Source organism: Solitalea longa, assembly GCF_002920915.1.
Taxonomy (GTDB): Bacteria; Bacteroidota; Bacteroidia; order Sphingobacteriales; family Sphingobacteriaceae; genus Solitalea; species Solitalea longa.
This window is the reverse complement of record NZ_PQVF01000004.1, coordinates 86,436-110,104: the sequence shown is the minus strand read 5'-3', so window position 1 is coordinate 110,104 and position 23,669 is coordinate 86,436. Positions and strand designations below refer to the sequence as shown.

Sequence of the window (23,669 nt, the reverse complement as noted above, 5' to 3'; positions counted from 1 at the left end):
ATGGCAGACATTCAGCAAATATTAAAGCAATACTGGGGTTATGATACATTCAGGCCTTTGCAGCAAGACATCATTGAATCGGTGTTGCAGGGAAATGATACGCTGGCATTACTGCCAACAGGCGGGGGGAAGTCCATTTGTTTTCAGGTTCCTGCTTTGCACCTCAACGGAGTTTGCATAGTTATATCGCCATTAATTGCCTTAATGAAAGACCAGGTAGAAAACCTGAAAAGCAGAGGCATAAAAGCGGTGGCCATTTTTTTGGGAATGAGTTACCGTGAAATTGATATTGCGTTGGATAACTGCATTTATGGTGATGTTAAATTTCTGTATATGTCGCCCGAGAGGCTTTCAACTGAAATCGTGAAGGTTCGTTTACGAAGGATGAAAGTTAGCTTCATAGCCGTTGACGAGGCTCATTGCATTTCACAATGGGGCTACGATTTTCGACCTTCTTATTTAAAAATTGCCGATTTACGTGAATTATTGCCCGGTATTTCTTTTCTGGCCCTAACAGCTACTGCTACAAAAGAGGTTAAAGAAGATATTCAGGCAAAACTTCAGTTTAAAAATGCACGGGTTTTTACCAAAAGTTTTGAGCGTAAAAATCTGGTATATGCTGTTAGAAACGCTGAGAATAAACATGAGAAACTGCTGGAGATCATTAACAAAATAGCAGGAAGTGGAATTGTTTATGTTCGTAACCGCCGTGAAACGCAAGAGTTGGCTCGCTTTCTATGGTTGAATAAAATAAGTGCCGATTTTTATCATGCCGGCTTACCAACAGCTGATCGGTTTAAGAAGCAAACCGCCTGGATCAATAATAAACTCCGGGTGATGGTTTGCACCAATGCTTTTGGAATGGGAATCGATAAGCCCGATGTTCGTTTTGTGGTTCATTATGAACCTTCCGACAGTATTGAATCCTATTACCAGGAAGCAGGCAGGGCTGGCAGGGATGAAAAAAAAGCCTTTGCGGTTTTACTTTATTGCGATGCAGATAGGGTAGAAATGGAGCAGAAACAGCAGCTTTCATTCCCTGAGGTAGTGGACATTCGGGCGGTTTATCAGGCCCTGGGCAACTATTTTCAATTGGCAATTGGGGCAGGGGAGTTTTTAAGTTATGATCTTAATATCAATGAGTTTTGTTCGCGTTATAATTTAAAAGCGGTTAAAGTGCTCAACTGCTTCAAGTTTTTGGAGAAAGATGGTTATTTAAGTTTTAACGAAGGGGTGTTTATTTCTTCACGGATAAAATTTGTGGTAAACAATGATGAGCTGTACCGTTTTCAAATTGCCAATGCCAAATTTGATATTCCAATAAAAATCATTTTGCGTTCATATGGTAGTTTATTCGATAGTTATGTTTCAATTGATGAAAAGCTGCTGGCCTCACGGACACACATTGATTATGTCACCTATATCCAGTTATTAAAAAAGCTCGACGAACTGGGAATAATTAATTATTTGCCACAATCAGACTGTCCACGTGTAACTTTTCTAACACCAAGGGCTGATGCCAAAAACATGTTCATCAATAAGGCTTATATCGAAGAACGTAAAAGTAACCAGGAGAATAAGCTGGCTGTGATGTTTAAGTATGCCGCTGAAACGGATGTATGCCGTAGTATGTTCATACGAAAATATTTTGATGAAATCAATACCTCGCCATGTGGTACTTGTGATATCTGTATAGAAAGTAAAAAGAATGTTACAATTTTAGAAACTGATTTTAATCATTTTAGGAATCAAATTGTTGTTATTTTAGCAGAAAGGACGATGACCATTGATGACTTGCAACAGAAATTTACTCAGTACCCGAGTGAACAATTTACCTACTATATACGCCTTTTAATCGATGATGGAACTCTTTTTCTGTCAGAAAATGAAATTCTGAATCTTGCCTAATATTATTTTGTTTTATTTCGGTTTTATACTGTACATACTAAATATTTTCGTTAAATGCAAATTAAAATACTGATAAATAACTTTTATGTTACATGGTAACATAAAAGTTACTTTAGTGTATTCTATATGTTACAATTGTGTTGCTTAAACAGTAATTATTCACTGCACATTTGCGCCATCAAAATGCGCCTCTTAATAGACCAATCAATATAAACTAAATTTTAGATGATTATGAAAAAGATGATCAGCCAAATTTTTACAACTGTAGCAGTTGTGTTATTATCTATGAGCACTATGTCATTTATTAATGACGAAAACAAAACTAAAAACGGGGAAGAAATAATAAAGAAAGAAGTGACCGCTCCTACTTTCGAAACAATTAAAGTTAGCGGCAATTTTAAAGTAATACTAACGGAAGGGGCAGAACAAAAGATCGTTGTTGAAGCACCTGAAAAATTAACCACTTCAGTTAAATCATTTTTACACAACGGGGAATTTAATGTGTATACTGTAAGTGATGTGAAAAAAAGAATTACACTTCATATAACACTTAATGACATTAGGAACATTTCCACCTTTGGTGATGTTAAAATAGTGAAAAACTAATTTCTGTATTATGAATATAAAGCCGTTTTAGATCCCTCTAAAGCGGCTTTTGTTTTTTCTCACATTCTCCTTCTATTTTTTATAAGATTTTTCCATTAAAGACATCTTTCTTAATTGTTAAAAAATCTTAACGATCTGTAAAATTCCTATTTCTCAGTATCCGCTATTTTACACCACTGCACTCAGTATGTTACTGCTATTGTTACGAAAAAATGCTGTTTACACTGCAACTTTGAATCACTGAAACGAGTCAACCTAAAAAACTCTTAAAACTTAACTGATAATTATGAAAAAAATGATTCAACAAATTGGTGCAGCTGTAGCAGTTGTATTATTAACAATGAGCACTATGTCGTTTACCATTTCAACGGATGATAGTAGTCCTAAAAAAGGTAAACCAGGTACAGAATTGGTAAAAAAAGAATTAAGCACTCCTGCATTTGAAACCATTAAAATAAGTGGCAATTTCAAAGTTGTTTTAATCGAAGGTACAGAGCAAAAGGTGGTAGTTGAGGCTCCTGAGCAATTAACCGGTAGTGTACAATCTTTTTTAGATAATACTGAGCTTAATGTGTATACAACAGATACTGTAAAGAAACGAATTACGCTTTATGTTACGTTAAAAGACATAAGGAATATAAGCACTTATGGTGATGTTAAAATTGTGAAAAACTAAGGTGTAACCCATTCATAGCAAAGCCGTTTTGATCAACAAAACGGCTTTTTGTTTTTTTAGTCGAACAGTTTATTAACTGAATTTGTACTATCAAATTTTCTATTTTACGTTGCGGCTGTATCAACAAAATAGCCCTATATTTACAATGCCTGTAAAAAACGGTCAATTAGCGTACATTCAATTGACTATTTAACTATTACTTCAACCTAAATTGATAAAACCCTGTCAACTAAAATCATATTTTATACATTAATTAATTTATGAGAATAAGTATTGTTCAAACTAAACCTTTAAAAGGAACTATTGATCAAAATCTTAGATCACATGTGAAATTTATAGAAGCGGCGGTTAATAAAAATGTGGACCTTATTGTTTTTCCGGAACTATCATTAACAGGTTATGAACCCGAACTAGCTCAGGAACTGGCTACCACAGCAAGTGATTCGCGGCTTGATGTGCTTCAGCAACTTAGTGATAAACATTCTATCAGTATTTGGGTGGGTTTACCCACAAGAAATAACAACCAGCTGTTTATAAGCATGATTATCATTCAGCCCAATCAAAATAAGATCACATACTCTAAACAGTATTTGTTTCCGCCAGAAAGGGAAATATTTACTTCAGGAAACAACCCATTAGTATTTCATTTTGATAATGAACATATTGTTGCTCCGGCAATTTGCTTCGAGCTTTCGAACCCTGAACACCACGAATATGCAGCAGAACAGAAAGCAACTATTTACATTGCCAGCGTTTTGAACTCAGTAACCGGTGTTGATGCTGATATTGAAAAACTTTCGGCAATTGCCAAAAAGTATAAAATGACCGTGTTTATGGCTAATTATGTTGGCCAATCTGGTGGCTATGAATGTGCCGGAAGGTCATCTGTTTGGGATCAACAAGGCCAATTAATTGCCCAATTAGATGGTGTTACTGAAGGTCAATTGATCTATGATACAAAAACTACCAATATCCTAAGTGATCCTCTTTTTGATTGATCTGAAAAGCTTCATTTATATTGTTGTTTTTATAAACCTCTTTTATTTAATAACTCGGACAATTACTTGTCTTGAACATCTATCCACACTGAAAACAAAGATTTAATTTAGGCTGAAAATTAATTAGCAACCGCAAAACACCCCACAAATACGATGAATAAACTATTACAAGATGATCTTAAAAACCTAGAGCTTTTATTGGAAAGCATTAAAATACAAGGGATCGACTACCTGAATGAACTCAATGACCGCTATACTTCTTGCAATTTAGTGGTTAAACCTACAGACAAATTAACCGAAACAGGTTTAGGCGGCTTGGAAACGCTTAACCTGTTCAATGAAAAATTTGAACCTTTAATGGTGGCTTCTTCTGGCCCAAGGTATTGGGGCTTTGTTACAGGCGGATCAACACCGGCTTCGATTATGGGCGATATGCTGGCTACTTTTTATGATCAGAACACGCAGGCACTAAAAGGACAGGGTGATATTTCGGCTTCAATTGAAAATGAAACCATACAATTATTGCTGGATTTATTTGGTTTGCCTACGGACTTTTTAGGTGGATTTGTAACAGGAGCGACTATGTCGAACTTTACATGCCTTGGAGTGGGCCGACAATGGATTGGCCGCCAACTAGGTAAAGATTATGCTAAAGAAGGGTTAAGTGGTGCTATCAAAATCCTTTCCGCTGTCCCGCACTCTTCTGTCGTTAAATCGTTATCGATGCTGGGTATTGGCAGCAATAATTTCGATAAGGTAAATGTGCTAAAGGGAAATCGGGAAGCAATCGATATCGAAGATCTGGAAACAAGAATAAAAGCCTTAAATGGTCAGCCATTTATACTTATTGCCAATGCCGGCACGGTGAACACAGTTGATTTTGACGATTTCAAAGCAATTGCCCAGCTTAAAGCTAAATATAATTTCTGGTTACATATTGATGCGGCATTTGGTGGTTTTGCGGCCTGTTCTCCTAAATACAGATCGCTGTTAAGCGGCTGGGAGGTTGCCGATAGTATTACCATTGATTGCCATAAATGGTTAAATGTTCCTTATGAAAGTGCTTTCTTTTTGATTAAGGAAACACATAGAGTTTTGCAATCCGAGACCTACCAAAATTCCAACGCACCTTATTTGGGCGATCCATTGACGAATTTTAACTATTTAAATTTTCTGCCGGAGAATTCCCGGCGATTGAAGGCTTTGCCCGCCTGGTTTACCCTAAATGCTTATGGTAAAAATGGATACAGTGATATTGTTGAAAATTCGGTGGAATTGGCGAAACAATTCGGAACATACATTCAGAATAGTTCCAATTTCGAACTATTAGCTCCTGTTAGGTTGAACAATGTTTGTTTTACATTAAAAGGTGAGGAGCAGCAAGGGAGCGTTTCAAAATTCCTCCAATTATTGAACGAGACCGGCAAAGTGTTTATGACACCTACGGTTTACCAAGGAAAAAATGGAATCCGTGCTGCCTTTGTAAACTGGAGAACTTCTAAACAAGATATTGAATTGGTAATCAAAGAGATGGAAGGTTTATTTATATAATCGTTTTAATAATATGAATTTGTTATTCATTGGTGACAGTATCACTAAAGGAAAACTGGGCGAAAGTTTCGTTTATATTATTGGGAATCACCATCCTGAATTTAACATAACCAATTTGGGTAATGATGGCGAAACCTGTAATGTTATATTCACGCGGCTATTGTCCCATTTAAAGCTGAATAATAATTATGATTACATAATTTTACAAGGAGGTTATAACGATCTATTGTTGCCAACTTTTAAAGCCAAAGGTAAACTCTTCAATTTTGCTTACAGCCAGCAGTTGAAAAAGGGATATCAGCCATTTGCTCATTTCGACGAAAGCTATATTTTGCTAAAAAAAACCGTGCAGGATATTAAAACACTTTTTAATGGCAAACTGATATTGCTCACAGTGGGCTGTATTGGCGAAGATTTAAGCTCTCCATCCAATTTCCATCGAAACGAATTCAACCAGGCAATTAGAAAAGTTGCTTCGGATGAAAACCTGTTATTGGCAGATCTAGGTCATGAATTCGAGCTCTTTCTGAAAGATAAACCGCAATCGGCTTACTGTCTTGATAGCTTTTGGGCAATTACCCTATTTGATCAATTGGCAATTAATACCGGCAAACTAAGCAGCAAAAGAAATCTGTTTTTAACTATTGACGGCATTCACCTAAATAAAGATGGAGCTTGCCTATTTGCTAATTGCATTTTAAATGAATTGACACAATTAAATACCTCAGCACTTACAACCAAAGTAGGCTGGGAAGATTTGAAAAACTAAAAACACAAACATGAACAGACAAATTGAAACATTAAGAAAAACGCGAGCTTTTACTTTAAGTGTAATCAACGAACTTACTGTTGAACAATTGAATAAAATTCCTGAAGGATTTAACAACAACATCGTTTGGCACCTTGGCCATTTGCTCGCCAGTAAACAAGGAGTTTGCTATGTTCGTTCGGGTAATCCTGTAACTATTGATGAGCATTTATTCAACAACCACCGACCGGGAACCAAACCAGAAGGGTTGGTAAACGGTGAAGAAGTGGAAACAATTAAAGGCTTATTGATTTCTGTGCTCGATCAGTTTGAAACTGACTATGAAAACCATGTTTTTGATAATTATACTTCATGGACAACCCGGTATGGTGTCGAATTAAACAATATCGAAGAAGCACTTGATTTTATTATATATCACGAGGGCTTACACTTGGGCTATATTATGGCATTAAAAAAACTGGTTAACAACTAGCTTTTACGGAATCGAAACCAAATCTACCAATGAAAATCAGACAACTACATTATGTTTCGGGAGTGGTGATTGCTATTTTCGTAGCAATGCATCTCTGTAACCATTTTTGCAGTATTTGGGGTGCCGAAAATCACATAGCAGCAATGAAGTTGTTACGGCATGTTTACGTAATACTATTTCTGAAACAGTTCTTCTTACAGCCGTTGTTATACAGGTTATATCGGGCCTAAAGCTGTTTGTTGTCAATCGTAAAGAGGTTTCTACCTTTTTTGAGAAACTGCATATTTACAGTGGTTTATATCTGGCCTTGTTTTTTGTTATTCATCTTGGTGCTGTTTTTACAGGAAGGTATATTTTGAATCTGGATACCAATTTTTATTTCGGAGTAGCCGGGTTAAACACATTTCCTTACAGTCTTTTTTTTGCGCCGTACTACGGATTGGCAATTCTCGCATTTTTCGGACATGTTGCTTCCATTCATCATAAAAAGATGAAGCATTCGTTACTCTTGCTAACACCTAAAACGCAATCGGTTCTCATTTTGCTAATTGGATCGATTTTAACCCTTACTTTATTTTACGGCTTGACCAATCGCTTTAATGTGGTTGTTATTCCTAAAGAATATGGGATATTAGTTGGAAAATAATCAAGTTCTATAATGATTTTTAAAATATGTGCGGACAAATAGAACTTTGGGAACCCGTAGATAGTGTGTTAACCAAAATGGGTGGTAAAACAACAAAGTAGCTGATAGACAATAGCCTATAACTATGGTCTATCAACTATCGACGATGAACTATTTCCAGAGCGCTTGATCAATGTCAGCGATCAAGTCGTCAATATGTTCTAAACCCACAGATACACGTAATAAATTTTGCGGCGTTTTGGTATCGGGACCTTCCTGCGAAGCGCGGTGTTCAATTAAACTTTCAACGCCACCCAAACTTGTAGCCTGAGTAAAAAATTGGGTGGAGATGGCTACATTTACTGCTTCTTCGGCACCTCCTTTTACTTCAAAAGAAAGCATACCCCCAAAACCATTACTCATTTGTTTAACTGCAATTTCATGATCAGGGTGAGATGCTAAGCCCGGATAATACACTTTTTCCACTTTAGGATGTTGCTCCAGGAATTTAGCCAACGCCATTGCATTTTCACAATGCCCTTTCATTCGATAAGGCAATGTTTTAATTCCACGCAGGGTTAAGTAGCAGTCGAAAGGAGAAGGAACTCCACCGGCTAAAATCTGCACCATTTTTATCCTTCCAAAGAAATCATCGTTCTTTTTGGTAATAACAACACCTCCTAAAACATCACTGTGGCCGTTGATATATTTAGTAATTGAATGCATCACCAGGTCAACTCCCATATCTAATGGACGTTGAATGCAGGGGGTGGCAAAGGTATTATCGACAGCGGTAATGATATTATGCTGCTTTGCTAACTGAACAACGCGTTCGATATTGGTAATTTTCATTAATGGATTTGAAGGGGTTTCCATCCAAATTAAACGGGTATTCGGACGTATATGATCCTCAATTTCATTAAAGTCGACGAAGGTTACCCACATCTTCAATTCTACAAATATTTGACGAAGCTGGGTGCGTAAACCATGATACATATCATCAGGAGCAATAATATGATCACCTGGTTGTAAAGCCTGAAAAACTGCAAATGCTGCTGCGGAACCTGAACCAAATGCCAATGCTGCTTCACCACCTTCTAATGCTGCCAGGCAGGTTTCCAGTTGCTGCCGGTTTGGATTGTTATGACGTGTGTACATAAATCCTTTCGAATAACCCAAATCGTCATCTCTTAAAAAAGTGGTTGATAAATGAATAGGAGAGGTTACAGCACCGGTAGCACTGTCGGGATGGTTGCCTGCATGTACGGCTAAGGTTTCTAGCTTCATATTAAGAAATTAGTATGTTGATAATTGTAGAACGTGTTTTAAAAAGCCTAAATTTAATAAAGAATCAGCATGTGGAAACAGAAAATCATAGTATCGATACACTTTCTTCTGATTTAAATGAGGTTTTGGCCTTGTTGTCAGATGATTGTTCAAATGAAAACCTGCACACGCTGCGTTTAAAGCTTAAAACTATTAAGGCTTTATGCATTTTATATGATCATCACCTCAATTCTCCTGATCCAAAACTAAAAATCTTCGAACCTTTCAAAAAGTTGTTCAAACATGCGGGTAGTTTGCGCGATAATCATCAGCTGGAGAAGCATCTTCGCCATTATTTCTCAGATGAAAATAAATGGATTGAGGATTTACATGAACTACTTGCAGCTGAAAGACATCAACTTAAGGATAAATTCATCAATAAAATAGACAACTATCAAACAGAAGAAGCAAATGAGAGTTTGAATATCCTTGCAAATTATATCGAACCTGATACCAAAAAGAACCGGCTTGCTGATGCTTTAAAAGCATTTAGTAACGATAAACTTAATATTGAAGAAGAACTCTTGCGCGGTCCGGATAAAGATCAGTTGCATCATATCAGGGCTCGATTAAAGCATGTTTTACTGTTGAGCAAGCTATTTCATAAACCTTTGCCTCCTACTATTACATTAGAGCATATTGACCATTTGCAGGAGGAATTAGGAAAATTACATGACTATGAACTGCTTTGTAAATTTGTTACTAAGCATATTAATGAGAATGAACGCGACCAACATTTGACGCATAGAGTATTGAATCTCAATGTTTTTATTGAAAAACTACGGGTAGATTGCTTGAAGAAACTTACTTTATTGGCGAATAATTCGCACCTTTGAAAACTTTTCCAACCTTTTGAAGTTTAAAGCGGTAGTCAGTGATGATTACTATTTGCGACTATTATCAACGAACTAAACCGTTTAAATTTCTTTTTAGCCTTAGAAGCTATCAAAGGTTTTCTATTTTTGTCAAAACTTAGTACATGAGATCTGAAACACAAATCGACATACTATTAGCAGATCCACATCTTGCTCCCGAATTAAAAAATATTGCTCAAAAAGTAAAAAACAGTGAACGCATTACTTTCGATGAAGGTGTGTTGCTTTTTGAAAAGGGCGATCTAGGTTATCTCGGAACCTTAGCCAATTACATCAGGGAAAAGAGACATGGTGATTTCACGTATTTCAATCGCAATTTTCATATTGAACCTACTAATTTATGCGTGTACGACTGTAAATTCTGTTCGTATTCACGCTTAATTAAGCAACGTGCCGAAGGCTGGGAGTTAACGATGGAGGATATGATGAACATCGTTAAGAAATACGATGGACAGCCGGTTACTGAAGCCCATATTGTTGGTGGAGTTTTACCACAGTATGATTTTAAGTTTTATACCGAATTGTTCAGAGCAATAAAAGCACACCGTCCGGAGCTGCATGTTAAAGCGCTTACACCTGTTGAATATCATTATATCTTTAAAAAAGCCAAGCTCAGCTATGCTGATGGCATGCGCCTGATGAAGGAAGCCGGCCTTGAATCAATGCCGGGAGGAGGAGCGGAGATCTTCCATCCTGAAATTCGGGAAAAGATCGCTGCCGATAAATGTACCGGTGAGCAGTGGCTGCAAATTCATGAGGAATGGCATAAATTGGGTATGCGCTCCAATGCAACTATCCTGTACGGCCATATCGAAAGTTATTGGCACCGTATCCACCATTTGGAGGAACTGCGTAAACTTCAGGACCGTACCGGTGGTTTCCAAACATTTATTCCACTGAAATTCAGAAATAAAGACAATCAAATGTCGAACGTAGCAGAGGTTTCTGTAATTGAAGACCTGAAGAACTACGCCGTAAGCCGTATTTATTTAGATAATTTCGATCACATTAAATCATACTGGGCCATGATCGGCCGCGATACCACACAGCTTTCCCTGGCTTTTGGTGTTGATGATATTGACGGGACTATTGACGATACGACCAAGATTTACTCAATGGCCGGTTCGGAAGAACAACATCCGGCAATGAGCACCCGCGAATTGGTTGACTTGATCAAACATGTAAATCGTCATCCGGTTGAACGCGATACGTTGTATAATGTGCTCACCGATTATAATAATTACGATTTCAGTGCCGAAGAGAAAGAAGCTGGCTTTATCGCCTTGCCGGTTATTAACGAAGGCATTAATTAAAGTTAGAAGTACAAAGTACAGGTTCAAAACAGATAATGATGCTGAAAGCTATTCTATGGACTGTTGACCATGGACCACTAAACTATAAAGAATGAAGGAAATTTTTATGAATCACCCGGCGTTTCAGGAAGGTGAAGTTGACGTTCAAAACCGGGATTACAAGAAGATACTGTACGTTGTGCGACATGGCGAAACCGATTACAACCGTAACGGCGTAGTGCAGGGTCGTGGAGTGAATACGGATTTAAACCAACTGGGACGTGAGCAAGCGGATTCATTTTATCATTCTTACAAACATATTCCCTTTGATAAAGTTTATACCTCTACATTAAAGCGTACCCATCAAACCATGGAACCTTTTATTTCAAAAGGCCTGGTGTGGGAACAATACGCTGGCTTCGATGAGCTGGATTGGGGAGAAAACGAAGGAAAACCTTATAAAATGGATGTTATCGACAGTTTTACAGCTGTTACCAGCGCCTGGACCGATGGTTATTATGATGTGCGTTTTACTGGTGGCGAAAGTCCTTTGGAAGTTAGCGAACGTCAAATGCAGGCCATGGAATTTGTATTAAGCAAAGAGGAGGAGAAAAATGTGTTGATCTGCATGCACGGTCGTGCTATGCGCATTTTGTTATGTGGTTTGTTGAATATCGAATTTAGGCATATGGATAAGTTTATCCATCAAAATACATCATTATATACATTGGGTTACGACGGGCAGCAGTTTGAATTAATTACATTTAATTCGCTGACTCACTTGGAGAAATAGAGAGATGGAGAAATTAAGAGTTTCGGCAGTATCATATACCAATACTAAACCGTTTTTGTACGGTATTGAACATTCAAATGTTTTAGATAAGATCGAACTTTCGCTAGATATCCCTGCCGATTGTGCACAAAAGCTGATTGATGATAAAGTAGATGTTGGTTTGATTCCTGTGGCGGCGCTTTTACGCTTACCCTATTATGAGATCATTGGCGATTTTTGCATTGGGGCAACCGGGGCGGTTAATTCTGTATTTATATTCAGTGATGTTCCTGTTGAAGAAATTACTACCATTCGGTTAGATCCACAATCACGCACTTCAAACAATCTGGCCCGCATTTTAATGAAAAAATACTGGAAAATAGATCCTATAATTTTGCATGAAGGTGAAGCGGATGCACAGGTGTTGATCGGCGACCGTACTTTTGGCCGCAAACAGGATTTTAATTATGCTTACGACTTGGCAGAGGAATGGATGAACTTTACAGGCTTACCTTTTGCTTTTGCTGTTTGGGCGGCAAATAAACCGATTAACGAACAACTGAAAGCGGAGTTGAACAGGGCCTTGGCTTATGGAATAGCTCATCGCAAGGAGTTGTTAAAAACCATGGAAAAGCGTGTCGATTTCGATTTGGATGATTATCTTTTACATAAAATTGATTATGTGTTTGATGATAAAAAACATCAAGCCCTGAATTTATACCTCGAATACCTGAAAGAGATAGATCATAGCCCGGTAAGCGCAATTTAAATTTACACTCCCCATTATGTCTAATGTTGAACAAATACGTGCTAATATTGAGCCTTTGCGTCAAAAGCTCATTACGCATACTTTATATGAGCATATAAAAACTATTGAGCATCTGCGTATTTTTATGCAGCACCATGTGTTTGCCGTATGGGATTTTATGTCGTTGTTAAAGAGCCTGCAGCAAAACCTTACCTGTACCGAAGCGCCTTGGCGTCCGGTAGGTTCGGCAGCTACACGCTACCTGATCAATGAGATCGTTACCGGTGAAGAAAGTGATGTAGATGAGCAGGGTAATCGTATCAGTCATTTCGAGTTGTACCTCGATGCGATGAAACAAGCCGGCGCGAACAAATCTCAGTTAAAGTTTTTCTTAAAATGCGTAACCGGGATCTATTCGGTAACCAATGCCTTGCGCACAGCGGAATTACCTGAATCAGTGCAGCAGTTTGTGAACTATACATTCAACACCATTGCCGAAGGTAAGTTACATACACAGGCAGCTGTTTTCACTTTCGGTCGGGAAGACCTGATACCTGATATGTTTGTTTCCATATTAAGGGAGCTCGATCAGCAGCATCCGGGCGAGATCAGCATTTTCAGGTATTATATCGAACGACATATTGAAGTAGACGGTGGCCATCATGGCGAACTGGCCATACAAATGACCACGGACCTTTGTGAGGACGATGAGGATAAATGGAAAGCGGCCGAAAAGGCGATAGTAAATGCCCTGAATTCACGTATTAAACTATGGGATGGTGTGCTGGAAGAAATAATGCAATACAATAACAAAGCCATGGCTGAGCTTAATTAAAGCAAATAGCTAAAGAATATAACTTAACGCAAAGGCTCGTGAATTTTAATTTACGGGCCTTTGTTGTTTTTAGAAAAAACGAAAATTGGCAAAGAGCTTAAAATTTGGAGAAACTGTCGGAATCGCTATTTTAGAACTTTGATACCTGAATACAATTACATCGTGAAAAACATATTTATTCAGTTAAAGGAAATAGATACACAACTAAACAAAAATACATGCAATTGGTTGCGTAAAGCGACTTGTTAGGCCTCATATAAACTTGACTAAATGCTAAGAATTCTTCTCATCGTGACTTTATTCTTTCAGCCAATAATACCGATGGCTCAAAGAGATGAATTTAAACCTAAACATAGCACAATCCTTGACGCTAGTAAAGGACCGAAATTGATGGAACAATGTTCAAGGGCCGTCCCAAAGGATATTTCTAATTTTTGGACACTCTCGGAGAAGGATATAGATTTGCTACAACGAAACTTAAAAAAGGTATTGACAATAAATTCAAAGACTTGCTGCTCTACTGGTAGTAGGGTTTCTAACTTAAAGGATTTTGCTTTTCAATACGTTGGTGTTGAAATAAAGAACAATAGGTATATTTATCTTAATGCCTTTAGTTTTGACAAGGAGGAAGATTTAACGACTTTCTATAAAAACTGGAAGAGTGAACCACTTATTTTTTGCGACGGAGGAAAATCATTTTGGGGGGCGCTATTTGACCCAACGGAATTAGGATTTAGTGAACTGGCAATAAATGGTGTTGGATAAAATACACAAGGGCTAACATTATGTTTAACCCTCTACTTTTTACTTACTTTAGTGCTGATGGAATCTGAAGTTCTATAAATCAGTACAATATAAACACTTAACCGTTGGCGACTATTTTAGAAAGACCCTGAATAATGACAAGACTTTTGACAATTGCTGTATTCTTATTACTCTCATTTAAAACTTTTGGCAGTTCCCGTTGAAGAACAATACGGTTTAAATCTTGATTTTAGAAAACAACTTGGACTTGACTAATAGAAATAAAAAATTCATCAACAATGGTTTTTACATTTGGCAGGATGAGGCGCAAACCTGAATCTTTGGGCTTCTACAGAAAAGTAACCAGTGCAGCTGATGGTGAATTTTGGGAGTATATAAGAAACTGTGTAAAAGAGAGCCCGTGTACTAACGCTGATCTGTTTTATTGGTTATATTTATAAGAATCTATTGCTGGAATGCAATAGTAAAATAGTTCATTTTGCTAACCCACAACTGCAATGAAATATTTAGCTCCATTTCTCCTGCTCTTTCTTATTTCTTCTGAGGTATTTTGTCAACATGTATCAAGTCCCGATTCTGTTTTGACATGGCTTAAAACAGGCAATAAAGAGTTTGTACATGGAGAGTTTAATGTGCATGGTGTTGATTCGTCCCTGCGCATTGGCTTATCTAAGGAGCAACATCCCAAAGCCGTTATTCTTACCTGCTCCGACTCAAGAGTATCTCCGGAATTAATATTCGATAAAGGTTTGGGTGATCTCTTTGTGATACGAATTGCCGGAAATATTGCAGATGATGCCGTGGTTGGCAGTATTGAATATGCAGTTGAACATTTACACACCCCATTGGTGGTAGTTATGGGACATAAAAACTGTGGTGCGATCGGTGCTGCGGTGGCTGATTTGCAAAAACCTGAAAATGAGATCAATAATCATATTCGCGTGTTAACCGACAAAATTGAACTTGCCATTGCCACTGAAAAATTAAACGAGAAAGATTTCACCCAAAAGGCTTTATTATCCAATATTATTTTTACGGTTTCATCGCTAAATCAAAGCCGGCCCGTATTAAGTGAAGCTGTAAAAAAGGGAGAGTTAAAGGTTGTAGGCGCTGTCTATGATCTTGCTTCAGGTAAAGTAGAATGGTTAAAGCCCGCAACTATGGCTACTCAACATTAGCTTCCTTCTCGCACATGTTACCTTAATGATAGCTGTTCTTAAATCTTTAAAGGCCTAAAGTTTTTAGTTAAAGTTTGAAAATCTTATATTTAATAGATTACTAACAGCAACTTACGCTCAAAACTGTTTGCATCTCATCAAAAGCTCTGATAAAAATCCTAAAGAGCGCGCGGTTATCCTAACTACTTTGCAAATTCTTTAAACTAAAGACCTCAATCTTTTCTTATGAAAAAATACTACTTAACCTTGGGCTTCAGTTTTATTTGTATGCGCTTGTTTGCTCAACAGCAGGAGCTCCCAAATGTGTTAGAAATTGCTGGGACGGTAATGAGTGATATGGGTTACAATTTTAACCAGATAAATCCTGATTATTTTGATGTGATGCGCCCCACGCAATTGCCAGCTCATAAAAATCAATATGGAACAGATGGAAACGTTTTTTTTGGAGTAAGGCAAAGCTTTTTTGGAGTTAGAAGTATTATTCAAACTCCATTGGGAACCTTAAATGCCCGGTTTGCCTTTGATTTGTTTGGTACGGGCAATAATGCCGGACGAACAGCCTTTCACATGATTTTTGCTTATGTAGAACTCGGTAAAATTGGGGTAGGTCATAACTGGAGTTTGTTCTCTGATATTGATGGTTACCCTAATATTGTAGAGTATTGGGGCCCGGTTGGTTTATCGCTCTGTAAAAACGTTCAGTTACGTTTTATCCCACTTAGCGGACGAAACCGGTTAGCTTTTGCCTTGGAAAGCCCTGGCGCAAGTGCCGATCAGGGAATTTACCGCGACCGGATTGAACTGGATGATATAAAACCAAAATTTAATTTACCGGACCTGTCTGCCGAATTTCGGGTAACACGTAACTGGGGTTATGCCGAATTAGCGGGCATTATCAGAAAAATTGCCTGGGAAGATCAGGGAGAAGAACCATACGATTTTACTGGGCATGCTATTGGATGGGGTTTTAACTTAAGTACTAACCTTAAATTGGGAAAAAAGTCCTTATTTGTTGGTCAAACAGTAATTGGGGAAGGTATTGAAAATAACATGAATGATGCACCTACTGATATTGGCATAAAAAACAACTTTTCCAATCCAGTTTCTCCTCTTAAAGGTGTTCCTTTACCACTTTATAGCTATTCAGCCTATATAAACCATCAATGGAATAATAAGTTCAGTAGTGTCATTGGATATTCAGGAATTATTGTTGATAATTCTGATGGACAAGCTCCTGATGCTTTTCATAAAGGAAGCTACGCCAGCACCAATCTATTATATTATCCGATACCTAATGTAACTGCTGGTGTGGAACTTCAGTGGATCAATCGTAAAAATTATCAGGATGGATGGGAAACATCGGCAACCAAAATTCAAATTAGTTTTAAATACAGCTTTAGGCATGAGTTTAAGTTTAAACAAGAATAATAGCCCGACAACTAATTTCTATTCATGATTTTATAACTTTTTAATAATTTGGTGCTCTGAATTTTACAGCGCACCTTTTATTTGGTTGGATTCCGGCTAAAATGATCAGATCCATGCAGTAAAATATTCACATCACCTGCAAATCAATTTTATTAAAAAAATCCACAGATCGTCTGAAACATTTTTCTGGATTGAGGCGTCAAAGCCCACGCAAACATTACTACAAATTACATTTATGAGAAAAAAACAAAACATCTATTTAGGCTCGCTGCTCCTTTTATTATTTCAGTTATTGCAATCAACGGCTTATGCGCAGGATATAAAATACAGCCCCCAAGTTGAGGAAAAGATCAATGAGGTGGAAAATAACCTAGGTTTATGGGTGCAAATTGAAGGAGAAAATAACCATCATACCCTGCAGGAACGCATGGCTCATTACAATGTAAATGGTATTAGCATAGCGGTAATTAAAGACTATAAAGTGGAATGGGCGAGGGGCTATGGCTGGGCCAACCAAGCTGAGCAACGTCCGGTAACCACCACAACACTGTTTCAGGCAGGTTCTATTAGTAAATCATTAAATGGGATAGGAGTGCTTAAACTGGTGCAGGATGGAAAATTGAACCTGTTGAATGATATAAATGATTATTTAAAGTCCTGGAAGTTTCCTTACGATAGTCTTTCCAAAGGGAAAAAGATAAATACTGCTAATTTGCTGAGTCATTCGGCGGGTTTAACCGTTCACGGCTTTCAGGGTTATGAAGTTGGAACTCCTTTACCAACTCTTCCTCAAGTGCTTAATGGAACTCCTCCGGCCAATAGTCCAGCAGTTCGTTCTGCCTTTGAGCCGGGAGCGAAATTTCAATATTCTGGAGGAGGTACAACCATTTCACAAGTTATTGTTCAAGATGTTAGTGGTAAAGCCTATGACCAATATATGTGGGAAAATGTATTGAACCCTCTGGGAATGCTCAATAGTTCATTTACACAACCTACGGTTAAAGAAAAACAAAGCCAGTTGGCAACCGCTTATTACAACGACGGAAAGCCAGTGAAAGGAGATTATCATCTTTACCCTGAGCAAGCGGCAGCGGGCCTTTGGACTAACCCTAGCGACTTAGCTAAATACATTATCGAAACGCAATTGTCTTTGAAGGGAAAGTCAACTAAGGTTCTCTCTCAGGAAATGACCAAATTACGGTTAACACCTTATGTGAGTGATTTTTGCGCCTTGGGTGTATTTATCAATAAAATGGGTAAACAAACTTATTTCCAGCATAGTGGAGGTGATGAAGGTTTCGTAGCACAGTACTATGGCAGTATGGAAAATGGTAATGGCGTTGTGGTAATGACCAATAGCCTTAGTATGGATATTTTAAATGAGATTATAAACGGTGTGGCAACAGTGTATGATTGGAAAGGCTTTTATAACCCTGTGCATAAAAAGCTTGCTACAGTTGATAAGGCTATTTTGGATATCTACGTAGGAAATTATAAGGTCGACAATGTAATTGTTTCGGTTGAAAGAGAAGGTGACCAGTTAATAGCCGTTCAAAACGGAATGAAAATGAAATTAAACTTTACTTCCAATACCGAATTTTTCATTATGGAAGTACCGGGATTTGCTTTTTCCTTTTTAAAAGATTCAAATAATACGGTGACCGGAATACAGCAGCAAGCTGGCGGGAATACTTTTGTATTAGCAAAAGTTGGCTAATGGTTAATTAACGGCATCTTCTAAAGAAAACCATCAGCAGTATTTACAAAGCCTCTGGGAGAATCTCAGAGGCTTTGTGTTTCATGTTTTATTGAAGTCTTATTCATCTTATAAAATTGCTTTTACGTTATAGTAGTACTGTTTTCAACTAAGTCCAACTCGTTTAAAACGTTGAAGAAATGGGAGGAATATTTATTTTAGAGCTAGCTGCATACCATTACACTGTTAAGTTATACATAAAACCGAAAGATATTTAACAATCCATCTGATATGAGTATTGAATTAAGAAAACATTTTGAGAAGATCACCCCATTAACAGATCAGGAGTTTGATTATATACTATCTCATTTTACCACCAAAAAACTTAAAAAGCATCAATACCTGATTCAGGAAGAAGATACTGTTACAAATGATTATTTTGTAGTAAAAGGGCTTTTGAAAGCATCGCATATTGATAAGGAAGGAAAAGAATACATTATGCAATTTGCTATGGAAGATTGGTGGATAACAGATTACCAAGCCTATTTTAGTCAAACAACAGCAACACTTCATATCAACTGTATTGAGGATTCGGAGCTACTGTGCTTATCACTTCAAAACAGGGATAAAATTTGTTCAGAATTGCATAAAATAGAACACTTTTTCAGGCGTAAATCAAATTTAGGCTATGTTGCTTTGCAACGAAGAATTTTGTCACTGCTGAATAGTAGTGCCAAAGAACGCTATGAACAGTTATTACTTCAGTACCCCTCACTTTTTCAGCGGGTTCCGAAAACCTTGATCGCTTCTTATTTAGGGGTTTCCAGAGAAACGTTAAGCCGACTTTCTTCTTAGTGTGATTTACATCACATAAAATCTGTGAGGTAGGTCCTGTGGCATCTTAATATTTGTAGGGAATTTTGAATTGTAATCTTTTGACAATTAAAAATGAAACAATCAATTAAAAGTATCATTACAGCATTTATGGTTATTGCAGGTTGCACCATACTTCTGGGTATTAATCAAGCAACAGCACAATCTAAAAACGCAACCAAAATGAAGAAAGTATTATTCGTGGTAACCAGCCACGACAAAAAAGGAGATACCGGAGAACCCACAGGTTTTTATTTAGCAGAAGTTGCGCATCCATGGGAAGTTTTGCATAGGGCAGGTTACGAAATTGATTTTGTGAGTCCCAAAGGCGGTAAAGCTCCGGTTGATGGTTTTAATTTGGAAGATGCTACCAATAAAGAGTTTTGGAACGATGCAAAATATCGTGCTAAAATTGAAAATACCATGAAACCCAGTGAGGTAAAGCCTGAAGAGTATTCGGCCATATTTTATGCTGGTGGTCATGGAACCATGTGGGACTTTGCCGATAACAAGGAACTAGCCGCTATTGCCCAAAAAATTTATGAGAACAACGGAATAGTAAGTGCCGTTTGTCATGGGCCAGCAGGTTTAGTAAACATTAAATTAAGCAATGGTAAGTATTTGGTGGAAGGGAAAAAGATCAATTCATTTACCAACGAAGAGGAAACAGCCGTGGGACTGGAAAAAGTTGTTCCATTTATGTTGGAAAGTAAATTAATTGAACGTGGAGCAATCTTCGAAAAATCAGGACTTTGGCAAATTCATGTGGTAACTGACCAGCGAGTGATAACCGGACAAAACCCTGCCTCGGCAAAAAGTGTAGGGGAAGCAACATTAGCTGAACTGAATAAACTGAAGTAATACTCAATTCTTTTGTAGTTAAGAACCATTCATCCCTTATCTGTTTAAGGAAATTGAAATAACAAAGGTAATTGCTCTCGTAAAGCAATGTTCAAATAAAGCCTCTGAAATTGATTCTACAATTATCAGGGGCTTTATTTTGCCTGAAAATTCATTAAAGGTTGGAGTCTAGGGAATAGCAGAAAATAATAAACTCATCAGGTAATTAAGTAAAATATTGTCCTCTTCCATATTGGAATAAATAGCAAGATTGTTTAAGTTTAATACACTGGCTACCTGTTTATTACTGTTGAAGAATGATGCATGTGGCCGGATGAAGTACTACATCTAAAACTTTACAATCAAGAATAAATAATGGAAGAAAAAAAAATCATAACCGTGTTTGGTGCCACCGGAGCACAGGGCGGCGGGCTTGTAAGAGCTATTTTAGCCGACAGCAATTCAGCATTTAAAGTAAGAGCCGTGACCAGGGATGCGAGTTCAGAAAAGGCAAAGGCTTTGGAAAACCTTGGGGCGGAAGTTGTATCTGCCGATATTGATGATGTGGAAAGCATTAAAAAGGCACTCCATGGAGCTTACGGAGCCTACTTTGTCACCTTTTTCTGGGAGCATTTTTCAGCAGAGAAAGAACAAGAAGAAGTAGCCAACTTTATTCAGGCTGCGAAGGAAAGCAACCTTCAACATGTTGTTTGGTCGACCCTGGAAGACACCCGAAACTGGGTACCTTTAGATGACAACCGCATGCCCACCTTACATGGCAATTATAAAGTACCCCATTTCGACGGCAAGGGAGCCTCTGATAAATTATTTACAGAAGCCGGCTTACCTGTTACCTTTTTAAGAACTTCTTTTTATTGGGACAATTTCATCTATTTCGGCATGGGGCCACAAAAAGGCCCGGATGGGAAGTATTATATTACCCTACCGATGGACGATAAAACGTTAGCAGGCATTGCTGCTGAAGATATTGGCAAATGCGCTTATGGTATTTTCAAAAAAGGCAATGAAGTAATAGGCAAAACCATTGGTATTGTTGGCGAAAAACTTAGCGGAGAAGAAATGGCCTCAAAACTTTCAGCTGCCTTGGGTGTTAAGGTTCATTACAATAATGTAAGCCCGGAAACCTATCGCAGTTTTGGTTTTCCCGGTGCCGATGATTTGGGAAATATGTTTCAGTTTAAAAGAGACTTTAACGACGACTTCAATGGCATTCGCAATGAAGCTTTTTCAGCCGAACTCAATCCACAATTGCAAAACTTTGATAAGTGGCTGGCAGCAAATGCCTCCCGCATTCCGATAGAATAAAAATCGAATTAAATCAGAATTCATTGTTCGGTTCTTTTAGGTCATCTTTCATATTGGATGCTTAAAAGAACCGTTATTATTTTAGCTAGATGGAAGCACTCACAAGTTTTAATACCATTTTTTAATGCCTGAATATTACCAGAATTTCTATTTTAGTGCATCTGGAAACTAACAGCAGCTAAGGGGATATCCCTAATGCCATTCAATTCGGGCATACAACTGAAGTTCATTTCTCTGGAATTCCCGTCAAATAGGTAATGTTCATGTACAGATTATTCCTGACTTTTCCTGCTTTCCATTTATAATTACTGTCAACTTCTTGTACGATTTTTAGTAAATCCCCGGGCTGATATAATCGCAATATTGAAACTACACCATCCCAAATTGTACAGAACGGAATAACAGGAATGATGTATGTAAAAAGTATCCTGGAGAACTTAAAGGGTTTAAAAAATGGGGTGAATAAGAAAAAAGCAATTGGATGGAAGATGATGATAATAACAATAGTTAATAAGCTTTTATCACTGCCATCAAATATTGCTATGGGGACTTTAGCTTTTATTGCATCTTGAATAACTGATTTTATGGTTTCCCTTTCAAAATGGTGTATTGCCGAATACATGGTTCGCACACCTACAAGTTCTGCCGGGACCTCCATTGCGTCAATAGATGATTCAATAAACTCAATATTGTTTGGTAAACGTTTCTTTATAAAATTAAAAGCTTCCTGGTTGGGAAACTTATCGGTAAGTATAAAACGCACATCGAGATCATGTTCATCCTTTAAGTTCTTAATAACGGATTCAATTGGGCCACCTCCTCCCGAACATAGATCCACACAAATATTCGCATTGGATTGATTCAAACAGTCATATAATAATAAAGTAGTAGGCCTATAGAAATTTGTAGTATTTAGAACGTACCTCAGATAATCAGTCATACTTTCCCGAATAAAATTCGGAAACCATTTTTGATCTTCAAACTCAAAGACCTGCATCATAACCAACCCGAGCGTTTAAAAATTAGGTAAAGCGTCAGGCAGGAGCCCAGGGTTAAAGCCAAAGCAAAGGGATATCCATAATGCCAGTTCAATTCGGGCATAAAACTGAAGTTCATTCCGTAAATGCCGGCAATCATGGTGGGAACTCCTATAATCGCAGCCCAGCCTGCGAACTTTTTAGATATTTCATTTTGAGAAATGGAAATGAGGGAAAAATTGGCTTCCAAAGCCGTGGTCAATAATTCGCGGGTATTGTCAATCATCTCGTTTATTCGTACCGAATGATCATATACATCGCGGAAATAGGGCCGTGTATCTTCCTGAATTATTTCTGAATCGAACCGCATCAATCGGTTACAAATATCAGTCAAAGGGGAAACCGCGTGTTTCACTGCAAGCAGCTGCCGTTTCAGATTGTAAATCTGGGCGGTAGTTTCGCGCTTATAGGTTTCGTTAAAGATTTTTTCTTCCAGTTCCTCTAATTCCTCAACAAGTGCATCTATAACCGGAAAATACTGATCTACAATGGCGTCCATTACGGCATAAAGTGCAAAGCCGGGGCCTTTACGCAATAATTGAGGGGTGCTTTCACAACGATTACGCACTTCGGTATAAGACAGGGAGGAACCGTGGCGTACCGTGACAATAAAATTATTTCCCAGGAAAAAGTGGGTTTCACCAAAATCAATTCGCCTTTGCTGATTGTTGATTTGAGCAGTGCGAAGAACGATGAAAAAAGTATCACCATAAGGCTCCAACTTTGGGCGTTGGTGGGCACGATGTGCATCTTCAACAGCAAGCTCATGTAAACCGAACTCGCGCTGCACCTGACTCAGTAACTCCTCACTAGGCTCATGAAGACCAATCCACACAAATTGATCGGTTTGTGTGAGGGTTTGGCCAATTTCGTTTAGCTCAATGTTAGCCACCCGCTTGCCATCCGCATATGCAGCACAATTAACGATAGAGCTCATCTTTTAGCATTAATCTAATTTACTAAAAAGACCTTAATTGATTTTGAAATTTAGGAGTTAGGCTGATATAACACCCAAACTTTTAATCTTTACTGATCGGAATTAACGGTATTCTTTATGATATTTGAGCCTTTGT

At 37.8% G+C, this 23,669-nt stretch carries 23 protein-coding genes; 20 read left to right on the top strand and 3 right to left on the bottom strand.

The window, feature by feature from the left end:
* From C3K47_RS06275 to C3K47_RS06240, 8 genes are all read left to right on the top strand, one after another.
* Window positions 1–1,908 (top strand): RecQ family ATP-dependent DNA helicase, encoded by a 1,908-nt coding sequence (locus C3K47_RS06275; protein ID WP_103788272.1) that lies wholly within the window; start codon window positions 1–3, stop codon window positions 1,906–1,908.
* A gap of 231 nt (window positions 1,909–2,139) precedes the next feature.
* Window positions 2,140–2,514, top strand: a complete 375-nt coding sequence (locus tag C3K47_RS06270) for a GIN domain-containing protein (protein WP_133159340.1) — start codon at window positions 2,140–2,142, stop codon at window positions 2,512–2,514.
* A gap of 286 nt (window positions 2,515–2,800) precedes the next feature.
* The gene (locus C3K47_RS06265; protein ID WP_103788270.1) at window positions 2,801–3,190 is read left to right on the top strand and encodes a GIN domain-containing protein; all 390 of its coding nucleotides are present in this window, start codon (window positions 2,801–2,803) and stop codon (window positions 3,188–3,190) included.
* 260 nt (window positions 3,191–3,450) lie between these two features.
* Window positions 3,451–4,188, top strand: coding sequence for a carbon-nitrogen hydrolase family protein (locus C3K47_RS06260; RefSeq protein ID WP_103788269.1), 738 nt, complete (start codon window positions 3,451–3,453; stop codon window positions 4,186–4,188).
* Between the two features lie 153 nt (window positions 4,189–4,341).
* Window positions 4,342–5,739, top strand: coding sequence for a pyridoxal phosphate-dependent decarboxylase family protein (locus tag C3K47_RS06255; RefSeq protein ID WP_103788268.1), 1,398 nt, complete (start codon window positions 4,342–4,344; stop codon window positions 5,737–5,739).
* Between the two features lie 13 nt (window positions 5,740–5,752).
* Window positions 5,753–6,508, top strand: coding sequence for an SGNH/GDSL hydrolase family protein (locus C3K47_RS06250; RefSeq protein WP_103788267.1), 756 nt, complete (start codon window positions 5,753–5,755; stop codon window positions 6,506–6,508).
* 10 nt (window positions 6,509–6,518) lie between these two features.
* A complete protein-coding gene (locus C3K47_RS06245; protein WP_103788266.1) occupies window positions 6,519–6,980 on the top strand; it encodes a DinB family protein in 462 nt (153 codons plus the stop codon).
* Between the two features lie 115 nt (window positions 6,981–7,095).
* Window positions 7,096–7,626, top strand: coding sequence for a hypothetical protein (locus tag C3K47_RS06240; RefSeq protein ID WP_207765246.1), 531 nt, complete (start codon window positions 7,096–7,098; stop codon window positions 7,624–7,626).
* 150 nt (window positions 7,627–7,776) lie between these two features.
* Here the strand turns inward: C3K47_RS06240 and C3K47_RS06235 are convergent, their stop codons facing one another.
* On the bottom strand, window positions 7,777–8,892 hold the full coding sequence (locus tag C3K47_RS06235) for a trans-sulfuration enzyme family protein (protein WP_103788265.1): 1,116 nt from the start codon (window positions 8,890–8,892) through the stop codon (window positions 7,777–7,779).
* A gap of 14 nt (window positions 8,893–8,906) precedes the next feature.
* Between C3K47_RS06235 and C3K47_RS06230 the strand changes: the two genes are divergently transcribed.
* The 12 genes from C3K47_RS06230 (at window position 8,907) to C3K47_RS06175 (ending at window position 21,559) form a co-directional block, all read left to right on the top strand.
* Window positions 8,907–9,767 (top strand): CHAD domain-containing protein, encoded by an 861-nt coding sequence (locus tag C3K47_RS06230; protein WP_103788264.1) that lies wholly within the window; start codon window positions 8,907–8,909, stop codon window positions 9,765–9,767.
* Between the two features lie 143 nt (window positions 9,768–9,910).
* Entirely contained in the window at window positions 9,911–11,119 is a 1,209-nt protein-coding gene (mqnE, locus tag C3K47_RS06225; protein WP_103788263.1) for an aminofutalosine synthase MqnE, read from the top strand.
* Window positions 11,120–11,210: 91 nt separating this feature from the next.
* Window positions 11,211–11,891 carry a histidine phosphatase family protein gene (locus C3K47_RS06220; RefSeq protein WP_243392503.1) on the top strand — a complete coding sequence of 227 codons (681 nt, stop codon included), beginning with the start codon at window positions 11,211–11,213 and terminating at the stop codon, window positions 11,889–11,891.
* 4 nt (window positions 11,892–11,895) lie between these two features.
* A complete protein-coding gene (locus tag C3K47_RS06215; protein WP_103788262.1) occupies window positions 11,896–12,639 on the top strand; it encodes a menaquinone biosynthetic enzyme MqnA/MqnD family protein in 744 nt (247 codons plus the stop codon).
* 16 nt (window positions 12,640–12,655) lie between these two features.
* Window positions 12,656–13,453 (top strand): DUF3050 domain-containing protein, encoded by a 798-nt coding sequence (locus C3K47_RS06210; protein WP_165784649.1) that lies wholly within the window; start codon window positions 12,656–12,658, stop codon window positions 13,451–13,453.
* A gap of 270 nt (window positions 13,454–13,723) precedes the next feature.
* Window positions 13,724–14,218, top strand: a complete 495-nt coding sequence (locus C3K47_RS06205; protein WP_133159339.1) for a hypothetical protein — start codon at window positions 13,724–13,726, stop codon at window positions 14,216–14,218.
* A 497-nt stretch (window positions 14,219–14,715) separates the two neighbouring features.
* Window positions 14,716–15,396: a carbonic anhydrase gene (locus tag C3K47_RS06200; RefSeq protein ID WP_103788259.1), complete on the top strand. Its 681-nt coding sequence runs from the start codon at window positions 14,716–14,718 to the stop codon at window positions 15,394–15,396.
* 225 nt (window positions 15,397–15,621) lie between these two features.
* Window positions 15,622–16,824, top strand: coding sequence for a DcaP family trimeric outer membrane transporter (locus tag C3K47_RS06195; RefSeq protein ID WP_207765245.1), 1,203 nt, complete (start codon window positions 15,622–15,624; stop codon window positions 16,822–16,824).
* Between the two features lie 235 nt (window positions 16,825–17,059).
* Window positions 17,060–18,541 carry a serine hydrolase domain-containing protein gene (locus C3K47_RS06190; RefSeq protein WP_103788258.1) on the top strand — a complete coding sequence of 494 codons (1,482 nt, stop codon included), beginning with the start codon at window positions 17,060–17,062 and terminating at the stop codon, window positions 18,539–18,541.
* Between the two features lie 270 nt (window positions 18,542–18,811).
* A complete protein-coding gene (locus C3K47_RS06185; protein ID WP_103788257.1) occupies window positions 18,812–19,375 on the top strand; it encodes a Crp/Fnr family transcriptional regulator in 564 nt (187 codons plus the stop codon).
* A gap of 93 nt (window positions 19,376–19,468) precedes the next feature.
* Window positions 19,469–20,254, top strand: a complete 786-nt coding sequence (locus C3K47_RS06180; RefSeq protein ID WP_207765244.1) for a type 1 glutamine amidotransferase domain-containing protein — start codon at window positions 19,469–19,471, stop codon at window positions 20,252–20,254.
* Between the two features lie 354 nt (window positions 20,255–20,608).
* Entirely contained in the window at window positions 20,609–21,559 is a 951-nt protein-coding gene (locus C3K47_RS06175) for an NmrA/HSCARG family protein (protein WP_103788256.1), read from the top strand.
* Window positions 21,560–21,785: 226 nt separating this feature from the next.
* Here C3K47_RS06175 and C3K47_RS06170 read toward each other — a convergent pair whose 3' ends face one another.
* On the bottom strand, window positions 21,786–22,559 hold the full coding sequence (locus C3K47_RS06170; RefSeq protein WP_103788255.1) for a hypothetical protein: 774 nt from the start codon (window positions 22,557–22,559) through the stop codon (window positions 21,786–21,788).
* Window positions 22,556–23,533 (bottom strand): magnesium/cobalt transporter CorA, encoded by a 978-nt coding sequence (gene corA, locus C3K47_RS06165; protein WP_103788254.1) that lies wholly within the window; start codon window positions 23,531–23,533, stop codon window positions 22,556–22,558. Before corA ends, C3K47_RS06170 begins: the two co-directional genes overlap by 4 nt.
* Window positions 23,534–23,669 lie beyond the last annotated feature (136 nt).